Origin of the sequence: Pseudomonas luteola NBRC 103146 (assembly GCF_002091675.1) — a bacterium.
Taxonomy (GTDB): domain Bacteria; phylum Pseudomonadota; class Gammaproteobacteria; order Pseudomonadales; family Pseudomonadaceae; genus Chryseomonas; species Chryseomonas luteola.
Genome location: NZ_BDAE01000013.1, coordinates 16,346 through 38,346, shown reverse-complemented (window position 1 = coordinate 38,346; position 22,001 = coordinate 16,346). Strand labels below are relative to the sequence as shown.

The window sequence follows — 22,001 nt, the reverse complement described above, 5'->3', positions numbered from 1 at the left end:
GCAAGCCCAAGCCCCGGCTCAACGTTCGGTAACAACCGCGACATCCGGTCCTGCACCACGCCGCTGATTACGATCATCACGCGGCGTCACACCAAAGAAATTTCGATAGGCGCTGGAGAAATGAGGCCCCGACGAAAAACCGCACGACAGCCCAATTTGAATAATGGATTTGCTGGTCTGCATCAGCATCTTGCGTGCCCGATTCAGCCGAAGCTCCAGATAGTATTGGCTTGGCACACGTGACAGGTACTGCTTGAAAATGCGCTCAAGCTGACGACGTGACACGCAGACATGCTGCGCAATTTCATCAGTGGTAAGCGGCTCTTCAATATTAGCCTCCATGAGCATCACTGCCTGGGTCAGCTTCGGATGACTGGAGCCCAGCCGGTTTTTCAGTGGGATTCGCTGGCGTTCATTACCCTCGCGGATTCGCTCGACAACCAGCTCTTCCGAAACAACACCAGCCAGGTCCGCCCCATGGTCATGGCTCAGCATGGACAAGACCATGTCCAGGATAGCCAGACCGCCACAGGCAGAGAGCCGGTCACGGTCCCACTCAAACAGATGATTAGTTGCGATAACCTTGGGATACTGCTCTGTGAAATCATCCAGCCAGCGCCAGTGCACCGCAGCGCGGTACCCGTCAAGCAGACCTGACTGCGCCAGCGGAAATACGCCTGCTGAAATAGCCCCTACCTGCACTCCGGATCGAGCGCACTGCTTTAGCGCCGTACTCAGCGGGACCGAGAGTGATTGCGGAATCTCATCCGCCAACAAAAACACTCTTTGGAAGTGCTCCAGTTGAGCGGGCCAGGAGATATGCGTCAAGCGCTGCTCGGCCTGATCGATGCGTATCAATTCAAGCACGTATTCAGCGCTGGCCTGCTGCCGTCTAGCCACTCGAAAGGCTTCTTCGGCCAGGGCTACCGTCAAAGGGCGGGTTTCGGGCCAAATCAAAAAGCCTATACGAATGGCCATATGTTATTTCAAGCTGCCAGACAGGAATTGTTGTAGTCGCACACTGCTCGGATTAGCCAAAACTTCACGAGGATTGCCAGACTCCTCGACGCGCCCCTGATGCAGAAAGATAACCTGATTGGAGACCTCTCTGGCAAAGCCCATCTCATGGGTAACCACCACCATGGTACGCCCTTCAAGCGCCAGATCACGCATCACCTTGAGCACCTCTCCTACCAGCTCAGGATCCAGCGCAGAGGTAGGTTCATCAAACAGCATAACTTCAGGCTCCATGGCCAGCGCGCGAGCTATTGCTACACGTTGCTGCTCGCCTCCCGACATATGGGCAGGGTATGCATCCTTACGATGAGATACCCCGACCTTGGCCAGATAACGCTCAGCTCGCTCGATGGCTTTAGCCTTGGGAACACCCAATACATGAATTGGCGCCTCGATCACGTTCTGCATCACCGTCATATGTGACCATAGATTGAAATGCTGAAACACCATCGCCAAGCGCGAGCGCATCTTCTGCAGCTGCTTGGGATCTGCCGCCTTGAGCGCACCCTGCTTGGTAGACTGCAGCTTGAGCTCTTCACCATTAAGCAGGATTTTGCCCGCATGGGGCTGTTCCAGCATATTGATGCAACGTAGCAACGTCGATTTACCCGAACCGCTGGAGCCGATGATACTGATGACATCGCCGGCCTTGGCCGCAAGCGAAACCCCCTTGATCACCTCATGATCACCGTAACGCTTGTGTAGATCCTGTATTTCAAGTTTGAACATGGTTTCAAAGCCTTGATTAGTCTAGCCAGTGCACAGGCCCCGGCTCGTACTCGATATTTAATGTTTACGAGGCGCCAGATAGGCGAGCCAGTGCCGCTCGGCCAGTTTGAATAGCCGGACCAGAATAAACGTCAGCGCAAGGTAGAACACGCCGGCGGTGACATAGGCCTCGAAAGGCAGATAAAACTGGGAATTGACTGTACGGGCTGCGCCGGTAATGTCGACCAGGGTTACGATCGAGGCCAGACTAGTCGTCTGCAGCATCATGATGACCTCATTGCTGTACTGAGGCAGTGCGCGACGCAATGCAGAAGGTAATACGATCCGCCGATACATGAGCGAACGGGACATTCCCATCGCCTGAGCCGCCTCGATCTCACCGTGCGGCGTTGCCTTCAAGCTACCCGCAATGATCTCGGCGGTATAAGCGCTCGTGTTGATGGCAAAGGCCAGGCATGCACAAAACGTGGCGTTCGAGAGCCAAGGCCAGAGCCAGCTTTCCCTTATCACCTCGAATTGAGCCAAGCCGTAATAGATCAGGAAAAGCTGCACCAAGCCTGGTGTTCCTCGAATTACATACGTGTAAAGCCAGGCAGGAAAATTGATCAGAATACGCTTGGATACCCGCATAAACGCCAGCGGGATGGCAGCGGCCAGCCCAATGACCAGAGAAACAGCCAGCAACTTCAAGGTAACCAGAAGCCCGTTAAAATAAAGCGGCAAATTTTCCCAGATGACGTTGTAGTCAAAGATCATAGGTCAGCCACCTTAACGCCTGCGGAATAACGTCTTTCAACCAGCCTCAACAACAGAAGCGACACGCTGGTGATAATCAGATAAAGCGCCGCAACAGCCACGTAAAACGTGAAGGGCTCGCGGGTAGCATCGGCCGCCTGCTTGGCCTTGAACATCATGTCCTGCAGTCCCACCAGAGAGATCAGCGCGGTTGCCTTGGTCAGTACTAACCAATTATTGGTAAATCCAGGGATGGCCAGTCGAATCATTTGCGGGACAAGAATTCGGAAAAATACCTGGATGCCGCTCATGCCATAGGCAACACCCGCTTCAGCCTGCCCTTTTGGAATACCCAAAAAAGCGCCTCGAAAGGTTTCGGACAAATATGCGCCGAAGATGAAACCCAGAGTAAAAACACCTGCTGCAAACGGATTGATATCTATGTAATCGTCATACCCCACCATAGGAGCCAGACGATTGATCAAATCCTGACCACCGTAGAAGATCAGCAGAATCAATACCAGGTCGGGAATTCCCCGGATGACTGTCGAATACAGATCGCCCAGCCAAGCCAGCCAGCGTACCGGTGAAAGGCGAAAGGCAGCGCCAGCCAGACCCAGGCCGCAGGCCAACACCATGGATATCAGGGCCAGCTGTATGGTAAGCCAGGCACCATCGACAATATTCGCCCCGTAGCCGTTGAGCATAGTGGACAACTCCTCAGCGCAACAAAATCAAGCGCCCAGATACAAAACAGGCGCGATGGCAGTGAAGCCACCACGCCTCATCAGGATTCGTTAATTTCCGTAAATATTGAAATTAAAGTATTTGTCCTGAATTTTCTTATACGTACCGTTCTCGCGAATGGTGCTGATTGCAGTGTTCAACTTTTCTTTCAGCTCACCGTCGTTCTTGCGTACAGCGATACCGATACCTTCGCCAAAATACTTGGAATCATTGAAGTCAGGCCCGGTAAAGGCAAACCCTTTGCCTGCATCGGTTTTCAGGAAGCCGTCGTCCAATAAGGTAGCATCGGCCAATGTGCCGTCGAGACGGCCCGCGGTCAGATCAAGATAGATTTCATTCTGAGAGCTATAGCGGGTGATGCTCACGCCGGCAGGCTCCAGTACCTCGGTAGCAAAGCGGTCATGAATACTGCCACGCTGTACACCCAGCTTCTTACCCTTCAGGTCAGTCTTGATATCGTTGACCTGAGCGCCTTCCTTCATCACCAGCTTAGCTGGCGAATTGTAATACTTATTGGTGAAGTCAACGGAACGCTTACGTTCATCGGTGATGGACATCGATGACAGGATCATGTCGATCTTGCGTACTTTGAGTGCAGGGATAAGACCATCAAACTCCTGCTCAACCCACTGGCACTTGACCTTCATTTCAGCACACAGCGCGTTACCGATGTCATAGTCAAAACCCACGATGCTGCCGTCGGCTGCTTTCGAGGCAAAGGGCGGATACGCTGCTTCAATTCCGATGCGAACCGGCTTGCCATCGGCCGCTACAGATACGTTGGTGAGGACAGACAGCGCGAGAGCGCCAAGCAATGCCAGCTTTTTCATGCAAGCTCCTACGAAGGAATGGGCTGCGGACGTTAGTTAATAGCCCAGGCTACCAATACGCATGGCAATACTCTATGCACATGCATGGCACCAGCAATGCAGCAGCGTGGGTAGCGGCATTCTAGCGGCAGCCTAGTAAGGGTTATTTCGTCTATGCGACAAGTAATTACAGAAGGGTTTTAGACAGACCTAAACAGTCTTGACAGGCTATACGATAGCATGCTTGAAAAAAATTAAAAATAGATATACGAAGCAATAAGCGCGCCCAAGGACAATATTTCCTTATGAAACCGCTGCTTAGCTCAATTCGTGTAGAGCCAGGGAAGAGAGAATGCGCCGAAATGAAGCCTAGATGTTACTCATGGCCTCATTTCGGCGCATCCGTTGTTACGTACTCATGCTACAGCCTGAGTCATGCCACGATGGGTATCAACAAGCTGCTGAACAACACCTGGATCGGCTAAGGTTGAAATGTCGCCCAACGCGTCATATTCACCTACAGCAATCTTGCGCAGGATCCGACGCATGATTTTTCCGGAGCGTGTTTTGGGCAGCCCCGGCGCCCACTGAATGATGTCAGGCGTTGCAATAGGCCCTATATCCTTACGCACCCACTGCTTGAGCTCTTGACGTAACGCTTCCGAAGGCTCTTCACCTGAGTTGAGGGTAACGTAAACATAGATCCCCTGCCCTTTGAGATCGTGAGGCATTCCTACCACAGCAGCTTCGGCCACCTTGGGATGTGCAACCATTGAGCTTTCAATCTCTGCCGTACCCATGCGGTGTCCCGAAACATTAAGGACATCATCAACGCGACCGGTAATCCAGTAATAACCATCCTCGTCACGACGGGCGCCGTCCCCGGTGAAATACATACCCTTGAATGTCTTGAAATAGGTATCCACGAAACGATCGTGGTCACCGTAGATCGTGCGCGCCTGTCCCGGCCAGGAATCTAGAATAACCAGATTGCCCTCCGCAGCCCCTTCAATGATATTGCCTTCATTATCGACAAGTGCTGGCTGAACACCAAAGAAAGGCCGTGTGGCGGAGCCAGGCTTCAAGGCCGTAGCGCCAGGCAATGGACTGATCAGAATTCCGCCCGTCTCGGTCTGCCACCAGGTATCAACAACCGGGCAACGCTCTTGTCCTACGGTTTTGTAGTACCAGTGCCACGCCTCAGGGTTGATCGGCTCACCTACTGACCCCAGCAGGCGCAGACTTTTACCATCGGCCCCTCGAACAGCCGCATCCCCCTGGGCCATCATCGCCCGGATAGCCGTCGGAGCGGTATACAGAATATTTACCTGATGCTTGTCGATAATCTGGGCGACACGGGTTACGTCCGGGTAGTTGGGGACCCCTTCGAACAATAATGTGGTAGCCCCATTGGCTAAAGGCCCGTAGACAATGTAGCTATGACCGGTAATCCAGCCTACATCAGCCGTACACCAATAAACCTCGCCTGGCTTATAGTCGAACACCCGCTCATGCGTGAGTGACGCATAAACCATATAGCCGCCAGTAGTATGCATGACGCCCTTGGGTTTACCGGTAGAGCCTGAGGTATACAGGATGAACAGTGGCGCCTCGGCATCCATCTCCTTGGGCTCGCAGTGCGCGGAGGCAACCTGAGTTACGTCGTGATACCAGACGTCGCGGTGCGCATGCCAGGCAATGGGGGCACCCGTACGCTTGCATACAATGACCTTACGAACACAGCATGTATCCGGATTGGTCAAGGCCTCGTCAACGTTGGCTTTCAGAGGTGTTTTCTTGCCGCCTCGGACACCCTCGTCCGCAGTGATGATGACTTTAGAGCGACAGTCACTGATACGACCCGCTAATGACTCGGGAGAAAAGCCGCCGAAGACGACAGAATGCACCGCACCGATGCGAGCGCACGCCAACATGGCCACCACTGCTTCTGGAATCATTGGCATATAGATGGTGACTACGTCACCACGGTGTACATCCTGGCCACGCAGTGCGTTAGCAAACTTGCAGACCTCTTCGTGCAATTCACGATAGGTAATGTGACGATGCTCAGAAGGATCATCGCCCTCCCAGATAATAGCCACTTGATCACCCCGCGTTTCGAGATGGCGATCAAGGCAATTGTAAGACGCGTTCAACGTTCCATCGGCAAACCACTTGATATCGACATGGTGATCGTCAAATGAAGTTTGTTTGACGCGAGTAAATGGCTTTGTCCAGCTGATCCGCTGGGCCTGCTCCCGCCAGAATCCGTCTGGATTAATCACGGACTTCTGATATAGAGCCTTATAGCTAGCGTCATCAGTCAGCGTCAGGGCGGCTACTTCAGGACGTACGGGATAGAGGGATGCGGCACTCATGGCGGTTACCTCAACGGAGAAGTTTGTTGTTTTTGTAGTTCCGTTTTACTGGCTGAGCGCCTTGGTAACTATTCGACAAAGGTCTTAACGGCTATCTCAGTACTGATGCTGCTTGATCATGGACAGGAACGTAAATCGCTGATGTCCCGGTGAAAGACAGCCGAGGCGCCAGATAATCTGATTACCATCAAAAAGGCAGGCTTACATCAAAAGAAGGGAGTCATGCTCAGGAAACACTGCAGACACATCAAATGCCCGTACAAGCTCCTCTATGAAAAATCAACCCGGCCACGCCCTGCCTTGACTGCACTGCGCTTGGTCTTTCCTTCGAGTCGTCTCTTTTTGGACGCCAGCGTTGGCTTGGTTGGGCGGCGTGTTTTTTGAACGCGGGTAACACTCTGAATAAGCTCAGCAAGACGCGTTAATGCATCTTCACGGTTCTGCTCCTGCGTTCTGTATTGCTGCGCCTTGAGTACCACAACACCTTCACGCGTAATACGCGTGTCCTGCAGAGCCAGCAGCCTTTCCTTATAAAAATCCGGGAGCGACGAAGCCCGGATATCGAAACGCAAATGAATGGCGCTGGATACCTTGTTTACATTTTGGCCGCCCGCCCCCTGAGCACGCACCGCCGTCAATTCCACTTCAGTATCTGGCAGGGAAACAGTATTGGATATACTAATCATTGATATATAGCCATAGGCAAGGACGTACCTTGATAGACCCCGAGGGATCATGAGGGTTTAAAGACAATAGGCGGACTAGAACTCAGTACCGCGCACCAACCACATGTCTAAAAGCTCGGAGAGGTTATCGAGGGGCTGATAACCATTGGTGACAAGCGCTAGCTGACCCTCACGCTCCGCCAGCAAGGTCGGGAAGCCTGCAATGCCTAAATTGAGAGCCCAGTCAAAGTCCGCCTGGGTTGCGGCTCTTGTTTCTGGGGCATCGAAAGCCGGAGCAAACTCAATGCGAGGCAGTCCTGCCTTCTCCGCCATCTCAACAAGAACAGCCGGCTGGGTAACATCGCGGTTTTCTACATAAAAAGCACGCTGGATAAGCTTTGCCAGCGGCCATACCGCCTGCTCATCCAATCCTCTGGCTACAACCAGCGCACGACAGGCTGGCTCTGTATCGTAGACAAAGCCTTCAGGCAGCGCATTGTCAACCGTGAAGGGTTGGCCTGTAGTTTCCTCGACTGCTTGCCAATAAGACAGAGTACGCACCCGCGCTGCGGCATCCATGGCGACTCGCTCTCTACGCAGCCCACCTACGACAAGATGCATGGGCACGCCATAGAGACGTGCCTGCTCAGCCAGTGCTTCCATGACAGGCGCGAACCCCCAGCACCAGGAACACATAGGATCCATTACATAGAGCAATCGCGCCTTCATAGGTCAAGCCTCCTGCGATAGCTTGGAAACCTGTCGGGGATCCCGGCCAATGGGATGCGGCTGATTCCGCTGCCTGGCCAGCTCAATCTGCTTCTGACGCTCACGTGCGCTGATACGTGTTTTTTCTGGCAATGAGTCCCAGCAATGAGGGCAGCTAATGCCAGGCACGTAGTGCTCAGATTCCCGATCTGCAGCTGATATGGGCGTCCGGCAAGCATGACACTGATCATACTCCCCTTCACTCAGATCGTGCCTGACCGTTACACGGTTATCGAACACAAAACAGTCGCCCTGCCAAAGACTGTCTTCCTGCGGCACCTCTTCCAGATATTTCAGAATACCACCCTTAAGATGATAGACCTCTTCGAAGCCCTCATTGAGCATGAAGCTCGACGCTTTCTCGCAGCGGATACCACCAGTGCAGAACATGGCCACTTTTTTATGACGGGAAGGATCAAAATTCTGCCTGACATACTGAGGAAACTCGCGGAAGGATTTGGTCTTGGGATCCACCGCATTGGTAAAGGTCCCGATACCGACCTCGTAATCATTGCGCGTATCAATCAATACAACATCAGGGTCTGAAATAAGCGCATTCCAGTCTTTCGGATCTACGTAGGTTCCAACCTTCTTGTTGGGATCGACGCCCGGCACGCCCAAGGTAACAATTTCCTTCTTGAGCTTGACCTTGGTCCGATAGAACGGCTGCTCATCGCAATAGGATTCCTTGTGCTCAAGATCAACCAGACGCGAGTCTGCCTTCAAAAAAGCCAGAACCGCATCAATTCCGGCCCGAGAGCCAGCAATGGTGCCATTGATGCCCTCTTGCGCCAGTAGCAGGGTGCCCTTTACCTCATTGTCCAACATGACAGTAAGCAAGGGCTCACGGCGCTCGACGTAATCTTCAAGGGTGACAAATTTATACAGTGCAGCTACAACAATAGAACCAGACATGTCGACTTCTCCAGTGGTCGTCCTCGTAAGGGACGGACCGGTTAATGCACAACGCCGGCAAAGGCCGGCGCTGGAGCGACAAGTCTAAGGAAGCGCGACGGGCTTGAACAGAGCCCTCAAGCGGATCACAGCCACTTCTAGTCGTGCAGTCCGTCATGCTTGCTGCCACCGCGACATGTCGGCGACTCAGGTGCCATTCCTTGTCTGGCCCATTCTTCGGGTGTGTAGGTATGAAGCGCCAGGGCATGAAACTCACCCATCAGCCCACCCAGCGCCCCGTAGACCTTCTGATGCCGCTTAACGGCATTCAACCCTTCAAATTGTTCACTGACCACTACAGCCTTGTAATGGGTTTCCTGACCACGGCTGTGCATGTGGCTTTCGTCAACAACATCAAGATGCTGCGGCTGCAGCATGCTTAACGTTGAAAGAATACGGTCGCGCATACTCATGGATAGGTCTCGCTTATTTCTTAGAACCGCTACCTTCAGGAGCAGCCTGTGGCTTAACACCCAGCTCCTTATCCATATCACTCAGCAGCTTGTTGACCTGGGGAACTGCCTGCTCGAGCTTGCCCTGGGTCAGCTGGGCAGACTGCATGGAGATCTGCGGTAGCGTATTCATCATTTTCTTACCCAGTGGAGACTGGTAGAAGTCGATCAAGTCTTTCAGCTCGGCTTCACTGAAGTTCTGAGTATAGAGTTTGACCAGATCAGGCTTAACCTTGTCCCAACCAATCGACTTGTCCAGTGTTGCATTAGCACGCGCAATGTAGCTTTCAAGAACAGCCTTCTTGCTCGGAGCCTTGGCCTGGGCGAAATGCTGATCAAACAATTCATGCACTTGGGCATAAACCGGTGTAGTGAGCTTGTCGGCGTTGGCCAGCTTTAGAAACCGCTCGGCTTGGGCAGCATGGCTAGCCGCATCAGCCAGGGCCAGGCCACTGACACCAGAGAGCATCACAGCGGTGCAGACAGCACGAAAAGTCTTCATCGGACATCCTTTAAACATGAATAGCGATAGCTAAAAGATCTGTATTCTGCCCACGTGTTTCCCGATGACTCAAGTCGTATTCCGGCTCCGTTCAGGCAAGCTTCAGCATCTTCAATGGTAAATCTAGCTGAAATCTGACCCGCCTAATGTTTTCGGAACCCACCCCACATCTGAATAGACTAATCACCGATAAGCGCTAGCCTTGGCCCTATTGGTTTCCCATTACTGCTTGAAAGCCTTTCATTGGCCAGCGCGCCGACCACCCAAAATTTGCATGCAGGAGAGCATCATGAGCCGTACCGAAACCGACAGCCTAGGTCCTGTAGAAGTCGACGAAAATGCCTATTGGGGAGCTCAGACACAGCGCTCTATGGAAAACTTCGCCATTGGTGGCCAGAAAATGCCGCTGGCGATCGTGCATGCACTTACGCTGATCAAGAAAGCAGCGGCTCGGGTGAATGCAGGGTTAGGCGAATTGCCGCAAGAGATAGCGGACCTTATCGAGCAATCAAGCAATGAGGTGCTTGAAGGGCGTCATGATGATCAGTTTCCCTTGGTTGTCTGGCAAACCGGCAGCGGCACCCAAAGCAATATGAACGTCAATGAGGTGATCGCGGGGCGCGCCAATGAACTTGCAGGCCAGGGCAAGGGTGGCAAGAAGCCTGTGCACCCTAACGATCATGTCAACCGCGGCCAAAGCTCCAACGACTGCTTCCCGACTGCAATGCACATCGCAACCGCACAAGCCGTACTGGGAGATCTGCTGCCTGCTATCGATGAGCTTTCCGGAGGTCTGGCCCAGCAGGCCGCACGCCATATGAGTCTGGTCAAAACTGGCCGTACCCATATGATGGACGCAACACCTATTACTTTCGGCCAGGAAGTATCGGCCTACGTCGCTCAGCTCGACATCGCTCAGAGCGCCATTCGCTCAGCCCTTCCAGCCATTTATGAACTTGCTCAGGGCGGAACGGCAGTAGGAACTGGCCTCAACTCTCCCAAAGGCTTCGACGAGGCGATTGCAAAAGAAATTGCATCACTTACCGGCCTACCCTTTGTCACTGCACCTAACAAGTTTGCTGCCCTGGCAGGTCACGAACCACTTACCGCACTGTCAGGCGCACTGAAAACGCTGGCCGTAGCCCTCATGAAGATTGGTAACGACCTGCGCCTGCTGGGCTCCGGCCCCAGGGCAGGCTTTGCCGAGGTCAAGCTACCAGCCAATGAACCTGGCAGCTCCATTATGCCCGGCAAGGTCAATCCAACCCAGGCGGAAGCCTTGACCATGCTGGCCTGCCAGGTAATGGGGAACGATACCACCATCACTTTCGCTGCCAGCCAGGGGCATCTGCAGCTGAACGTCTTCAAGCCTGTCATTGCTTATAACATTCTTGAATCCATTCGCTTACTGGCCGACGGCTGCCGCAATTTCAACAAACATTGCGTAGCCGGCATGGAGCCTGACGCCGAGAAAATGGCAGCTCACCTTGAGCAGGGTCTGATGCTTGTAACAGCCTTGAACCCCCACATTGGTTATGACAAGGCCGCTGAAATTGCGAAGAAGGCTTATGCCGAAAATAAGACCCTCAGAACAGCAGCCCTTGAGCTTGGTCATCTGAACGAGGCGCAGTTCGATGAGTGGGTAAGACCTGAAACCATGCTGGAAGCAGGCAGCCATGGCTGAGCCAAGAACGGGCGCAACACCTCTAGAGGGCGATGGCAAGCGAGTCCTGGTTATCCAGGGCTCGCCCAAGAGCGAAAGCTTTTGTCATGCATTGAGCGCAGCCTATATACAAGGGGCTCGCCAACATAATCATGTAGTACGTGAATTACGACTGGGAGAGCTTAGTTTCGACCCGGTACTTCGAGAAGGCTACGATAAGAGCCAGATTCTTGAAGAAGATTTGCTGGAAGCTCAACGACTGATTCATTGGGCAGAACATCTTCTATTTGTTTACCCCATCTGGTGGGGTGGCCTACCTGCCCTTTTAAGCGGCTTTATCGAGCGTGTTTTCTTGCCAGGCTTCGCATTCGCTTATCGCGATCAGATCTGGGGAGGCGAACAACTTCTATCAGGCCGAAGCGCTGACCTTATCGTCACTGCTGACAGCCTGCCTACTCCCTGGAAGCGCCTGAGAGGACTTTCTCCGCATCGCCTCATGATGCGAGAGGCCTTGGATGTGTGTGGCATACAGATTCGTGATCATCTGGAATTCGCACCAATAAGAGCAAGTAGCGAGGAACAACGATTGAGATGGCTTCAAGATGTGCAAAGAATGGGGTCGCACTTGAACTAGAAACCTTTATTAAAAGGTATGCTGCTAAATTAATTACTTGAACTTAGTAAATAGTCTTTTAAATAAGAAAGTCCCAATATGCATAACAGAACTGACTTCGTAGAAACCAAACCTTATTTGAGTTGCGCTGGCGTATGCTTGCCAGCGTACTTTCATGACAAAACATAATTTCACAATATGTAACAATCTTTATTTTTAGCACTCTCGCTTCGACTCCTTTTCCGCTTCTTTTTGTAGTACTTGCCTGCTGTCAATTCCCTACAATCAACAATCTCTCAATCAAGGTGCGACATATTGAAGCAGGCATTGAAAAATCAAGGACTTAGCTAGCTCCTTGTATCGCCTAAAAGCGACTCAATGATAGACGTGAACCCTAGATGAACTTAAACTGCGCACGGCCCAATAAGGCGTGCCTTGAAGCGCTCTTGAGAGAGAGAAAAAACACCTGATTGATAGCAATATGCCTACATAAGGCAGGGTGAATTTTCAACTTGCAACAATATGCTCGCTCGCAAGCAGATGGCTTCAAGTCCACCGGGTTGGTAAGCAAGCGAGATTGGTCCGGATGCTGCCCATTAGCGCGTCCGCATAGGCCTCGTGCTTATTGGTACAGCTTACGCTACCCAAGTTGCAGCGTTATTTTTGGTACACGGCACTGACGTGAATAAGATTCATGGCACGGCCAAGCCTTAAATGTATCCCCTGCTATGCTTGGTAATACCACGAGCGCGTAGCCTGTCTGGGAGAGTCCTGTTTTCCAGTTGCGATCGATTTCAACATTAAGGCCCGAACAAGCCCGCACTCTACGCAGGCTAGGTAAGGAGGACTGGTGAAACGTGCAATCCAGACGTAGGCCCAAGACCGGCTCAGCTTGGCTCAAATGGATTTCGGTCGTAACATATCCTTACATGTGACTCAATGACGCACGACGTCATCGACACGTTTGTAATGACCGCGACACCCAAAGCTTCATCAGCCTGACCTATTTCTGCGCCGCACTTAAATAAGTGATGGTACCGATTACTGGCTATCCCCCTGAAACGAAGAGTGCCCCTCAACCGAGGTCGTGAGATGAGAAAAAAGAAACATAGTATTTTTTCTAGCCTATTGGCTTTAGGTGCCACTGGTTTACTCAGTGGTTGTAACATGACGCTTTTAGACCCTAAAGGCCCAGTAGGTTTAGAATCAAAACACCTTATATTGACTGCCACTGGCCTGATGTTGATTGTCGTTATCCCAGTCATCGTCATGGCGATCCTTTTCTCAATCAAATATCGCGCCTCCAATAAGGATGCCGATTACGCACCCAACTGGGCGCACTCGACTAAGGTCGAAGTGGTTGTATGGGGTGTTCCGCTGGTGATCGTGGCTATTCTGGCCGTGCTCATCTGGAAGACCAGCCACTCTCTTGACCCTTTCAGGCCACTCGACTCTGACGTCAAGCCGATTACCATCGAAGCTATTGCTACCGATTGGAAGTGGGTTTTCGTTTATCCGGAACAGGGTATCGCTACGGTCAACGAGATTGCATTCCCGGCCAACACGCCGGTTAACTTTCGCATCACCTCCGATACCGTCATGAACACTCTGTTTATTCCGGCCTTGGGCAGCATGGTCTACGCCATGGGTGGCATGCAGACCCAACTGCATTTGATGGCTCATGAAACTGGCCAGTATGGCGGTGGCTCGGCCAACTACAGCGGCGCTGGCTTCTCGGATATGAAGTTCATCGCACACGCTACGACACCTGAAGAGTTCAACGCGTGGGTCGACAAGGTCAAGGCTTCTCCTAAGACACTGAGCTCTGAGGTCTATGCAGACCTGGCCATGCCCAGCGAGAAGCACCCGATCGAGTATTACTCATCCGTGGCTCCTCACCTTTTCCAGGACATCATCGATAAATACTTGAAAGGCGATTACAGCAAGCGTGTAGATCAGGTAATGGATCAGGCAATGAATAAGAGTGCGCACGAAGGTGCGGCGGAGTAAATCATGTTCGGAAAATTAAGTCTCGCAGACATTCCTTATCATGAACCGATCATCGTAGGTGCGGTCGGTGCCATGATTCTGGGTGTGATAGCCGTATTTATCGGCCTCACCTATTTCAAAAAATGGGGTTACCTGTGGTCCGAATGGATCACGACGGTTGACCACAAGAAAATCGGGGTGATGTACATCCTGGTGGCGCTCATCATGCTGCTCCGCGGCTTCTCCGACGCCATCATGATGCGTGCACAGCAGGCTATCGCAGCCGGCGGTGCAGAAGGCTATCTGCCTCCACATCACTACGACCAGATTTTTACCGCACACGGCACGATCATGATCTTCTTCGTGGCCATGCCAATGGTGACTGGTCTCATGAACCTTGTCGTGCCGCTGCAAATTGGCGCACGAGACGTTGCCTTCCCCTTCCTGAACTCTTTCAGTTTCTGGGTATTTGCGGTAGGTGCAATCCTTATCAACCTATCTCTAGCCATTGGTGAGTTCGCAGCAACCGGCTGGGTAGCTTATCCACCATTGTCAGGTATCCAATACAGTCCGGGCGTAGGGGTGGATTACTACATTTGGGCATTGCAACTTTCGGGACTGGGTACGCTATTAACAGGCGTGAACTTTGTGGTGACCATTCTAAAAATGCGCACCACTGGCATGACTCTGATGAGAATGCCGATCTTCACCTGGAACGCCCTGTGCACCAGCATTCTGATCATTGCAGCTTTCCCGATTCTGACCGCCACATTGGCTATGCTCTCGCTTGACCGTTATCTGGGCATGCACTTCTTCACCAACGAGCTTGGTGGCAACCCCATGATGTACGTCAACTTGATTTGGGCGTGGGGTCACCCGGAAGTATATATCCTCATTCTGCCCGCCTTTGGCGTGTTCTCTGAGGTAGCGTCTACATTCAGCGGCAAGCGCATGTTCGGCTACGTATCCATGGTATGGGCTACGCTGGCTATTACCGTGCTGTCCTTTATTGTATGGCTGCACCACTTCTTTACCATGGGCTCCGGTGCTAACGTCAATGCGTTCTTCGGTATCGCTACGACTATTATTGCCATCCCGACTGGTGTGAAGATCTTTACCTGGCTCTTCACCATGTACAAAGGCCGTATCCGCTTCACCACTCCGATGATGTGGACCATTGGCTTCATTATCACTTTCAGTATCGGTGGTATGACTGGCGTTCTGCTGGCTGTTCCAGGCGCTGACTTTGTGCTGCATAACAGCCTGTTCCTGATCGCTCACTTCCACAACGTGATCATCGGCGGTGCCGTCTTCGGTTACTTTGCGGGTGTGGCTTACTGGTTCCCGAAAGCATTCGGCTTCACGCTTAACGAAAAGTTGGGCAAATATGCCTTCTGGTGCTGGTTGGTTGGCTTCTACCTTGCCTTCATGCCGCTGTATGTACTGGGCTTCATGGGTATGACTCGTCGTCTGAACCATTATGACAACCCGGACTGGCATCCTTGGCTGATCGTGGCGGCTATTGGTACAGCCATCATTCTGTGTGGCGTTATATGCCAGCTGCTGCAGTACTACGTCAGCATCCGTGATCGCAAGCTGAACCAGGACGTAACCGGTGATCCATGGGGTGGCCGTACATTGGAATGGTCTACTTCTTCTCCGCCACCTTTCTATAACTTCGCAGAGCAGCCGGTTGTTGATGATATCGACGCGTACTGGGGAGCTAAGGAAAAAGGTCTGGCTGAGCGTAAAGCTGCTGACTACAAAGACATTCACATGCCGCGCAACACAGGCGTTGGATTCATCATGGGTATGTTCAGTCTAGCCCTCGGCTTTGCTCTTATCTGGCACATCTGGTGGCTAGCTGCTGTTGGATTCGTCGGCATGATCGCTACCTTTATCGTTCGCAGCTTCGACGATGACATCGACTACTACGTACCTGCCGCTGAAGTGGCACGTATCGAGAATGAACATCTCCAGAAACTAGCAGCGAGTCAGGCTTAAACTTATGTCTAGTCAAGTTCTTCACAACCAAGTTGCCCATGCTGAGGAGCATGGGCACCACGATGCCGGATCCATGACTGTATTCGGTTTCTGGCTGTACCTGATGACGGACTGCATTCTGTTTGCGACTATCTTCGCATCCTACGCTGTCCTGAGCGGTAGCTTTGCCGGCGGTCCTACCGGTAAAGAAATTTTTGAACTGCCTTATGTTCTGGTAGAAACCTTCCTGCTGCTGTTCAGTAGTATCACGTATGGCTTTGCCATGATCGCTGCACACAAGGAGCAAAAGAGCAAGGCGCTGGGCTGGCTGGCTGTTACCTTCCTGCTCGGCCTTGGCTTCATCGTGATGGAAATCAACGAATTCCATCACCTGATTGCTGAAGGCTTTGGCCCTCAGCGTAGCGCGTTTCTATCTGCGTTCTTTACCTTGGTCGGTACTCACGGTCTGCACGTCACATCCGGTCTGATCTGGATGGCAATCCTGATGATTCAGGTTAGCCAGAAAGGTCTGACTGCGACCAACCAGACCCGCCTGATGTGCCTGAGCCTCTTCTGGCACTTCCTGGACATCGTCTGGATCTGCGTGTTTACCGTTGTATATCTGATGGGGGTTATGTAATGGCTCACGAACACGGACATATTGTCCACGCGGGCTCCAGCCACGGCACTGTGAAGTCGTACATCATTGGCTTCGTTCTGTCCGTCATCCTGACCGTGATCCCATTCGGCATCGTCATGAACCCTGTGCTGTCACAGTCGGCTACGCTGATCGTGATCTGGGTAATGGCACTTGTGCAGATCTTTGTACACCTAGTGTTCTTCCTGCACATGAATACGTCGTCCGAGCAGCGCTGGAATGTGATCGCTTTTGCCTTCACTATTCTGATTACTGTCATCGTGGTTGCAGGGTCACTGTGGATCATTCACGGCATGCATAGCAACATGCTGGCCCACTAAGAGTCGCTTCGATGATCAAGAAATACCTACTTATAACGAAGCCTGGCATTATCTTCGGCAACCTGATCTCGGTTGCCGGAGGTTTTTTCCTTGCTTCGAAAGGAAGCATCGACTTAGCACTTTTCTTAGCTACCGCAGTAGGGGTGTCTCTGGTCATCGCTTCCGGCTGCGTCTTCAATAACTATATTGACCGTGACATTGATAAGGTCATGGAACGGACGAAAAATCGTGTCCTCGTCCAAGGACTTATCTCTCCAAGTGTCACATTGTCCTATGCCACGCTCTTGGGCATTGCGGGTATCGCGCTTCTTTACTTCAAGGTAAATGCGCTATCCGCAGCCTTTGGGCTCATGGGATTCGTTGTGTATGTGGGTCTATACAGCCTGTGCCTGAAGCGTAAATCTGTGTATGGCACCCTAGTGGGTAGCCTGTCGGGTGCGGCTCCTCCTGTAATCGGCTATTGCGCCGTTAGCAATGAGTTCGATATGGGTGCCGCTATTCTTCTGCTGATTTTCTGCCTCTGGCAAATGCCGCACTCCTACGCCATTGCAATCTTCAGACTGAACGACTATCGGGCAGCTTCAATTCCGGTATTGCCAGTCATGAAGGGTATCCCTGTAACCAAGCGCCATATTACGGTCTATATCCTGGCCTTTCTGGCCGCTACGCTAGCGCTCACGATTGGGGGCTACGCCGGTTATAAGTACTTGGTGGTTGCAGCAGCCATGGGCGTTTATTGGTTGCGCATGGCTCTAATGGGCTACAAGACCAACGATGACAATGCCTGGGCAAGAAAATTGTTCGTCTTCTCCATCGTTACGATCACTGCGCTGAGCGTGATGATGTCAGTAGACTTCAATGTTCCTGCCTCTGAAGTACTGGTAGCGATGGCTCGCTAACAGTGCCTCACCTCAGGGCCTGGACAACTCGTTCAGGCCCTGAGTCCCTTCCCCTACTACCGCCTCTCCAGCCTACGCTTTTTCCTTCAGACTTATTTCTGGTTAACGCTGTAAGGCCATCGAAAGGTCTGCGCCTTCCACCACTCAGGCAATAGCCGTCTGACCTTGGACTGAGCAAAACGGTCATCAATCAGGTACAGCACACCACGATCAGAGGTTGTCCTTATGACGCGACCTGCTGCCTGAATGACCTTATGCATACCTGGATAAAAGTAGGCATAGTCATAACCAGTACCAAATTGTCGGTCGAGCTTCGTCCTGATTTGTTCATTGGTAGGATTGATCTGAGGAAGGCCAAGTGTTGCGATAAAAGCTCCTATCAGCCGCTGCCCTGGCAAATCGACACCCTCGCCAAAACTCCCCCCTAGTACTACGAAACCAACACCGCTGCTGGTGTTTGTAAACCGTTGCAGAAACTGGACCCTGTCTGCCTCATTCATCTGCCGTGCCTGGAGCCAAAGCGGAATGTCCGGGAAAAGATTGGAAAATAACGATGCAGTCTTTTCGAGATAGTCGAAGCTACTAAAGAAAGCCAGATAATTTCCTGGCTCCTGTCTGTACTGCCAAGCCATTAACTCTGCAATGGGCCGCAGGGATTGCTCTCGGTGCTGATAACGCGTCGAAATGTTGTCTACGAGGCGAACCGATAACTGTTCAGCCGCAAACGGGGACTTTACGTTAACCCAAGGTGTACCCGCTGCAAGCCCAAGCGTATCCCGCAAGAAGTGAGGCGGACTTAAGGTCGCGGAAAAAAGAATAGCGGCATGGGTTGCGTTGAATCGCGGGCCGATAAAAGGTGCCGGGACTACATTCCGTATGGTTACAACGGACTGTTGCACGGCTGGTTTACGTGACAGCTCATTTTTTTTCAGTAATTCGAACAGTGAGTGCTCACCAAAACTTTCAGCCATCCGAACGAATTGAATTGCATCAAAATAGAAACGCTGAAGCGTAGCATCCAGTGGAGCCAGCGTCTCGTTAAGCAGGTCGTTTATAGCTGAAATCGCTTTTTGCAGCGCGGATAACAACTTCGCGGGAATTTCGTCGTATGCCTGATAGGTTGAGGGTTGTACCTTGATTAAGGCATTCCAGCAACGATTGATCCGATCCAGTGGCTGCTTCAGCCCTGGAGGTCTTTCTTTGCGAAGTGACGCTACTACAGCATGATCCAGAGAGGCGGTATACATCCCCCGCGCACGCTCCAATAGATTATGAGCTTCATCAACGAGGATTCCGATCCGCCATTGACTCTGCTCCTTTAAGGCAAAAAGCATAGCGCTGCTGTCAAAGTAGTAGTTGTAATCCCCTACAATGACATCGCACCAGCGCGCCATCTCCTGACTCAGGTAATAGGGACAAACCTGCCACCCAAGCGCTATGGTGCGTAGCGAATCATGATCCAGTACCTTTTCCTTCAAGGCGGCTTGCCGGGCTTGGGGCAAACGGTCATAGAACCCCTTGGCCAGAGGACAGGATTCACCATGGCATGCTTTATCCGTGTGTTCACATGCCTTGTCGCGTGCCCTCAGCTCCAGAATACGCAGCGAAAGCTCTGGTGCGGCCTGGGTGATAGCGCCCATCGCATTGAAAGCCAACTGCCGACCAGAATTCTTTGCGGTAAGAAAAAAGACCTTGTCCAGATTTTGCCGTGGCATAGCCTTGAGCAATGGAAACAAGGTGCCAATGGTTTTGCCTATCCCCGTGGGCGCCTGGATCATGAGGCTACAGCCTACGTGGGCCGCTTTATAGACAGCCTCGGCAAGATCACGCTGCCCCGTACGAAAGGAGGCATGTGGAAAGGGTAACGCCTCCAGGTAACGCTGGCGGTGCTCGCGATGAGTCAGTTCCTGCTCAGCCCAGTCCAGAAACAGGCTGCACTGCCGTTCGAAGTACTCTTTAAGCACTCCAGATGTAAACCGCTCAAGCAGAGTAGTTTCCTTCTGACTGCCTACATCAAAATACACCAACGCCAGCTCGAGCTCATGAAGCGACAATTTTTGGCATAACAGCCATCCATATATCTTCGCTTGCGCCCAATGCAGGTGACGATGATTGGGCGGCATGTGAGTCAGGTCACCCCGGTAAGTTTTTATTTCCTCGAGCCGGTTCAGCTCCGGGTCGTATCCATCGGCCCGCCCTTTGATGCGAAGATGCCTGTACTCACCCTCCAGCGCGACCTCCCGCTGGTAAGACTGCTTTCGACGCGAGGTAACGATGCCATGTCCTTGAATGCCCTCAAGGGCTGTCGGTGATGGCGTGAAACGTAGATCAAGGTCTCCCTGCTTAGCAACAAACTCACACAGAGCCCTTACAGCAACGCTGTACTGCACGCAACAGACTCCTCCCATTGCACATAACACACACATACCGGCATTTCATGAGCCATAGAGTAATCCAACCAGCGAACCTGATTATCTTGGAGACGATCACCCGGTCCCTTCACTTCGATCATGCGGTACCGTCGCTCGTGGGGCCAGAATTGGATCAAGTCTGGAAATCCTGTCCGGTTGACCTTTACATCTTGAAGTATTCGCTCGAACCACACGCGTAAATGCTGGGGAGGCAAGCACTGCAATGCTAGCTCCAACACTTCTGCCGTTACGGCTCCCCATGCAATAAAAGGGGCCTGAATACCCTGCTTTTCCAGGAAGTTGCGTTTGATGGTTTCCTTATAACAGCCACTTTCGAGCTGAGACAGGCATGCTTCAAATTGCTGTGCACGCCTGGTTGCGAATTGCGGCATATGAATGTCGGCAGGAGCGCGATGAAAAGGATGAAAGAAGGCTCCAGGCAAAGGAACAAAAATTGCGTCCCAGCATAAAAGACCAAGTAGCGCATTGATCAGGATATTTTCAACATAAAAGACCGGCGCATCAGGTTCCGACAGATGCTCTTGAACACATAACTCAACGGGACGACAAGCATCCAGACGATGTAACGTCAGGTCGATACGCTCAACGCAGCGTTCGATGCGCTTGGGCAACTTGGGCATACTCAGCTTACGCCGCAGCCGGGGTAACATACGGGCCAATAGCTGGGCTTCACTATCACTTTCTGGAGCTCGCTCTGCCTGGCAGGCCAGTTCGAAAGCGGCTTTATACTGCTCGGTTTTTTCGAGTACGCGGATAGCGCGAATTCTTGCGCCAGGATGCCGGCAACTCTGATAGAGATCCAGGGCGGCAGTAAAGTTACCCTGCTGTTCACAGCAGTAGGCAACCTCATAAGTCAGTTTACCTCTGCGTGCCTCCAGCCAATCATTATCTAACGGTAATCTGGAGAGCACATTTAGAATGTCGTCCAATGCAGTTCCGTCACGAAAGCGCTCACGACAGTCATATAGTGCTACGTAATCATCGATGTCTTTGCGGACACGGAAGCCTCGTGATGAATCAGAAAATTCCACCTTTTCATAACGAAAAATTCCGAGATCCGATAAGACGAACTCGCTCCAGTCCTGATGTAAATTACCGAAAAACATAAGCCTTAATCGGTCACATATGTTTGTAACGGTAATTTCATAGACGCGGTCATCCAGCGAACTGCACCATTCCGTCAGCAGCCTCGGATCATCAAAGTCAGCCTTGAGCGCCTCAAGCTGCTCTGACTTCTTTAAAGATGAGCGAGATAACTGCTCAGGAAAGACCTGAGCCAATTCTGCCTTTTTCAGTAACCCGAACAGTTGCTCTAGAGAAAGTACTGGCCTATCCGATACCCAGCCCAGCTCAACCAGTGGCAACACTGCTTGATGGGGGCAGCCAATCTCCTGGTAGCACAGCTTGCTGCCTCGGAACAGCGCCCCTTTGCGCATGACCATTCTAACCAACAGGGCCTGCGAGGCTTTAGGAAGCGAAGGAAAAACCTGGAGAAACACCTTCTCCGTCTCATTCAGAAGATCACTGTAACGCTCGCCGGTCCAGGCCAGTACCGTGTGGAAATTATTCAGGTAATAAAACGGATCTTCCAGAATTCGAGTAGCGTGCATGGAGGGTCAGAGTACCGCTACGGGCCTTAACAAAAGAAACCCGTTTTTGCGTAGTTGAATGAAGGAGGTCTTTCGAGC

The 22,001-nt window shown here is 52.0% G+C and carries 20 protein-coding genes; 7 read left to right on the top strand and 13 right to left on the bottom strand.

Annotated elements, in window-relative coordinates; all coding sequences use genetic code 11:
- Window positions 1–18: 18 nt before the first annotated feature.
- The 11 genes from PLU01S_RS14705 to PLU01S_RS14655 all read right to left on the bottom strand — a co-directional run bounded on the left by PLU01S_RS14705 (window position 19) and on the right by PLU01S_RS14655 (window position 9,756).
- Complete coding sequence (locus tag PLU01S_RS14705) at window positions 19–978, bottom strand: GlxA family transcriptional regulator (protein ID WP_074827514.1); 960 nt, start codon at window positions 976–978, stop codon at window positions 19–21.
- Between the two features lie 3 nt (window positions 979–981).
- Window positions 982–1,746 carry an ABC transporter ATP-binding protein gene (locus PLU01S_RS14700; protein ID WP_010797676.1) on the bottom strand — a complete coding sequence of 255 codons (765 nt, stop codon included), beginning with the start codon at window positions 1,744–1,746 and terminating at the stop codon, window positions 982–984.
- A gap of 57 nt (window positions 1,747–1,803) precedes the next feature.
- Window positions 1,804–2,502 (bottom strand): ABC transporter permease, encoded by a 699-nt coding sequence (locus tag PLU01S_RS14695; protein WP_010797675.1) that lies wholly within the window; start codon window positions 2,500–2,502, stop codon window positions 1,804–1,806.
- Window positions 2,499–3,188, bottom strand: coding sequence for an ABC transporter permease (locus tag PLU01S_RS14690; protein WP_010797674.1), 690 nt, complete (start codon window positions 3,186–3,188; stop codon window positions 2,499–2,501). Before PLU01S_RS14690 ends, PLU01S_RS14695 begins: the two co-directional genes overlap by 4 nt.
- Before the next feature lie 90 nt (window positions 3,189–3,278).
- A complete protein-coding gene (locus PLU01S_RS14685; RefSeq protein WP_074827516.1) occupies window positions 3,279–4,058 on the bottom strand; it encodes an ABC transporter substrate-binding protein in 780 nt (259 codons plus the stop codon).
- A 395-nt stretch (window positions 4,059–4,453) separates the two neighbouring features.
- Entirely contained in the window at window positions 4,454–6,415 is a 1,962-nt protein-coding gene (gene acs / locus PLU01S_RS14680) for an acetate--CoA ligase (RefSeq protein ID WP_074827518.1), read from the bottom strand.
- 269 nt (window positions 6,416–6,684) lie between these two features.
- Window positions 6,685–7,101, bottom strand: a complete 417-nt coding sequence (gene arfB, locus PLU01S_RS14675; protein ID WP_074827520.1) for an alternative ribosome rescue aminoacyl-tRNA hydrolase ArfB — start codon at window positions 7,099–7,101, stop codon at window positions 6,685–6,687.
- Between the two features lie 75 nt (window positions 7,102–7,176).
- Window positions 7,177–7,809, bottom strand: coding sequence for a DsbA family protein (locus PLU01S_RS14670; protein ID WP_074827522.1), 633 nt, complete (start codon window positions 7,807–7,809; stop codon window positions 7,177–7,179).
- 3 nt (window positions 7,810–7,812) lie between these two features.
- Window positions 7,813–8,763, bottom strand: a complete 951-nt coding sequence (gene trhO, locus PLU01S_RS14665; RefSeq protein ID WP_019365884.1) for an oxygen-dependent tRNA uridine(34) hydroxylase TrhO — start codon at window positions 8,761–8,763, stop codon at window positions 7,813–7,815.
- A gap of 137 nt (window positions 8,764–8,900) precedes the next feature.
- Entirely contained in the window at window positions 8,901–9,215 is a 315-nt protein-coding gene (locus PLU01S_RS14660) for a BolA family protein (RefSeq protein WP_010797668.1), read from the bottom strand.
- Window positions 9,216–9,228: 13 nt separating this feature from the next.
- Entirely contained in the window at window positions 9,229–9,756 is a 528-nt protein-coding gene (locus PLU01S_RS14655) for a DUF2059 domain-containing protein (protein WP_074827526.1), read from the bottom strand.
- 289 nt (window positions 9,757–10,045) lie between these two features.
- Here PLU01S_RS14655 and PLU01S_RS14650 point away from each other — a divergent pair, with 289 nt between their 5' ends.
- The 7 genes from PLU01S_RS14650 (at window position 10,046) to cyoE (ending at window position 17,881) form a co-directional block, all read left to right on the top strand.
- The gene (locus PLU01S_RS14650) at window positions 10,046–11,440 is read left to right on the top strand and encodes a class II fumarate hydratase (protein WP_074827527.1); all 1,395 of its coding nucleotides are present in this window, start codon (window positions 10,046–10,048) and stop codon (window positions 11,438–11,440) included.
- Window positions 11,433–12,053, top strand: a complete 621-nt coding sequence (locus tag PLU01S_RS14645) for an NAD(P)H-dependent oxidoreductase (protein ID WP_074827529.1) — start codon at window positions 11,433–11,435, stop codon at window positions 12,051–12,053. The genes PLU01S_RS14650 and PLU01S_RS14645 overlap by 8 nt, the downstream gene beginning before the upstream one ends.
- Before the next feature lie 1,071 nt (window positions 12,054–13,124).
- The gene (cyoA, locus tag PLU01S_RS14640) at window positions 13,125–14,042 is read left to right on the top strand and encodes a ubiquinol oxidase subunit II (protein WP_010797664.1); all 918 of its coding nucleotides are present in this window, start codon (window positions 13,125–13,127) and stop codon (window positions 14,040–14,042) included.
- 3 nt (window positions 14,043–14,045) lie between these two features.
- Entirely contained in the window at window positions 14,046–16,025 is a 1,980-nt protein-coding gene (gene cyoB, locus PLU01S_RS14635) for a cytochrome o ubiquinol oxidase subunit I (protein WP_074827531.1), read from the top strand.
- A gap of 4 nt (window positions 16,026–16,029) precedes the next feature.
- Window positions 16,030–16,644 carry a cytochrome o ubiquinol oxidase subunit III gene (locus PLU01S_RS14630; protein WP_010797662.1) on the top strand — a complete coding sequence of 205 codons (615 nt, stop codon included), beginning with the start codon at window positions 16,030–16,032 and terminating at the stop codon, window positions 16,642–16,644.
- Window positions 16,644–16,982, top strand: a complete 339-nt coding sequence (cyoD, locus tag PLU01S_RS14625; RefSeq protein WP_010797661.1) for a cytochrome o ubiquinol oxidase subunit IV — start codon at window positions 16,644–16,646, stop codon at window positions 16,980–16,982. The genes PLU01S_RS14630 and cyoD overlap by 1 nt, the downstream gene beginning before the upstream one ends.
- An 11-nt stretch (window positions 16,983–16,993) precedes the next feature.
- Complete coding sequence (gene cyoE, locus PLU01S_RS14620; protein WP_010797660.1) at window positions 16,994–17,881, top strand: heme o synthase; 888 nt, start codon at window positions 16,994–16,996, stop codon at window positions 17,879–17,881.
- A 92-nt stretch (window positions 17,882–17,973) separates the two neighbouring features.
- Here cyoE and PLU01S_RS14615 read toward each other — a convergent pair whose 3' ends face one another.
- Together PLU01S_RS14615 and PLU01S_RS14610 are read right to left on the bottom strand one after the other, a co-directional pair.
- On the bottom strand, window positions 17,974–20,289 hold the full coding sequence (locus PLU01S_RS14615) for an ATP-dependent DNA helicase (protein WP_074827533.1): 2,316 nt from the start codon (window positions 20,287–20,289) through the stop codon (window positions 17,974–17,976).
- On the bottom strand, window positions 20,250–21,923 hold the full coding sequence (locus PLU01S_RS14610; RefSeq protein ID WP_074827536.1) for a VRR-NUC domain-containing protein: 1,674 nt from the start codon (window positions 21,921–21,923) through the stop codon (window positions 20,250–20,252). Before PLU01S_RS14610 ends, PLU01S_RS14615 begins: the two co-directional genes overlap by 40 nt.
- Window positions 21,924–22,001: the final 78 nt, after the last annotated feature.

Excerpts from the sequence above, each read along its gene's own strand:
- PLU01S_RS14630 (WP_010797662.1), top strand. The coding sequence starts at position 16,030 with ATGTCTAGTCAAGTTCTTCACAACCAAGTTGCCCATGCTGAGGAGCAT.
- PLU01S_RS14610 (WP_074827536.1), bottom strand. The coding sequence starts at position 21,923 with ATGCACGCTACTCGAATTCTGGAAGATCCGTTTTATTACCTGAATAAT.
- PLU01S_RS14660 (WP_010797668.1), bottom strand. The coding sequence starts at position 9,215 with ATGAGTATGCGCGACCGTATTCTTTCAACGTTAAGCATGCTGCAGCCG.
- acs (WP_074827518.1), bottom strand. The coding sequence starts at position 6,415 with ATGAGTGCCGCATCCCTCTATCCCGTACGTCCTGAAGTAGCCGCCCTG.
- PLU01S_RS14650 (WP_074827527.1), top strand. The coding sequence starts at position 10,046 with ATGAGCCGTACCGAAACCGACAGCCTAGGTCCTGTAGAAGTCGACGAA.
- cyoB (WP_074827531.1), top strand. The coding sequence starts at position 14,046 with ATGTTCGGAAAATTAAGTCTCGCAGACATTCCTTATCATGAACCGATC.
- PLU01S_RS14695 (WP_010797675.1), bottom strand. The coding sequence starts at position 2,502 with ATGATCTTTGACTACAACGTCATCTGGGAAAATTTGCCGCTTTATTTT.
- PLU01S_RS14705 (WP_074827514.1), bottom strand. The coding sequence starts at position 978 with ATGGCCATTCGTATAGGCTTTTTGATTTGGCCCGAAACCCGCCCTTTG.
- PLU01S_RS14645 (WP_074827529.1), top strand. The coding sequence starts at position 11,433 with ATGGCTGAGCCAAGAACGGGCGCAACACCTCTAGAGGGCGATGGCAAG.
- PLU01S_RS14615 (WP_074827533.1), bottom strand. The coding sequence starts at position 20,289 with ATGGGAGGAGTCTGTTGCGTGCAGTACAGCGTTGCTGTAAGGGCTCTG.
- trhO (WP_019365884.1), bottom strand. The coding sequence starts at position 8,763 with ATGTCTGGTTCTATTGTTGTAGCTGCACTGTATAAATTTGTCACCCTT.
- arfB (WP_074827520.1), bottom strand. The coding sequence starts at position 7,101 with ATGATTAGTATATCCAATACTGTTTCCCTGCCAGATACTGAAGTGGAA.
- PLU01S_RS14685 (WP_074827516.1), bottom strand. The coding sequence starts at position 4,058 with ATGAAAAAGCTGGCATTGCTTGGCGCTCTCGCGCTGTCTGTCCTCACC.
- cyoE (WP_010797660.1), top strand. The coding sequence starts at position 16,994 with ATGATCAAGAAATACCTACTTATAACGAAGCCTGGCATTATCTTCGGC.
- PLU01S_RS14690 (WP_010797674.1), bottom strand. The coding sequence starts at position 3,188 with ATGCTCAACGGCTACGGGGCGAATATTGTCGATGGTGCCTGGCTTACC.
- PLU01S_RS14670 (WP_074827522.1), bottom strand. The coding sequence starts at position 7,809 with ATGAAGGCGCGATTGCTCTATGTAATGGATCCTATGTGTTCCTGGTGC.
- PLU01S_RS14700 (WP_010797676.1), bottom strand. The coding sequence starts at position 1,746 with ATGTTCAAACTTGAAATACAGGATCTACACAAGCGTTACGGTGATCAT.
- cyoD (WP_010797661.1), top strand. The coding sequence starts at position 16,644 with ATGGCTCACGAACACGGACATATTGTCCACGCGGGCTCCAGCCACGGC.
- cyoA (WP_010797664.1), top strand. The coding sequence starts at position 13,125 with ATGAGAAAAAAGAAACATAGTATTTTTTCTAGCCTATTGGCTTTAGGT.
- PLU01S_RS14655 (WP_074827526.1), bottom strand. The coding sequence starts at position 9,756 with ATGAAGACTTTTCGTGCTGTCTGCACCGCTGTGATGCTCTCTGGTGTC.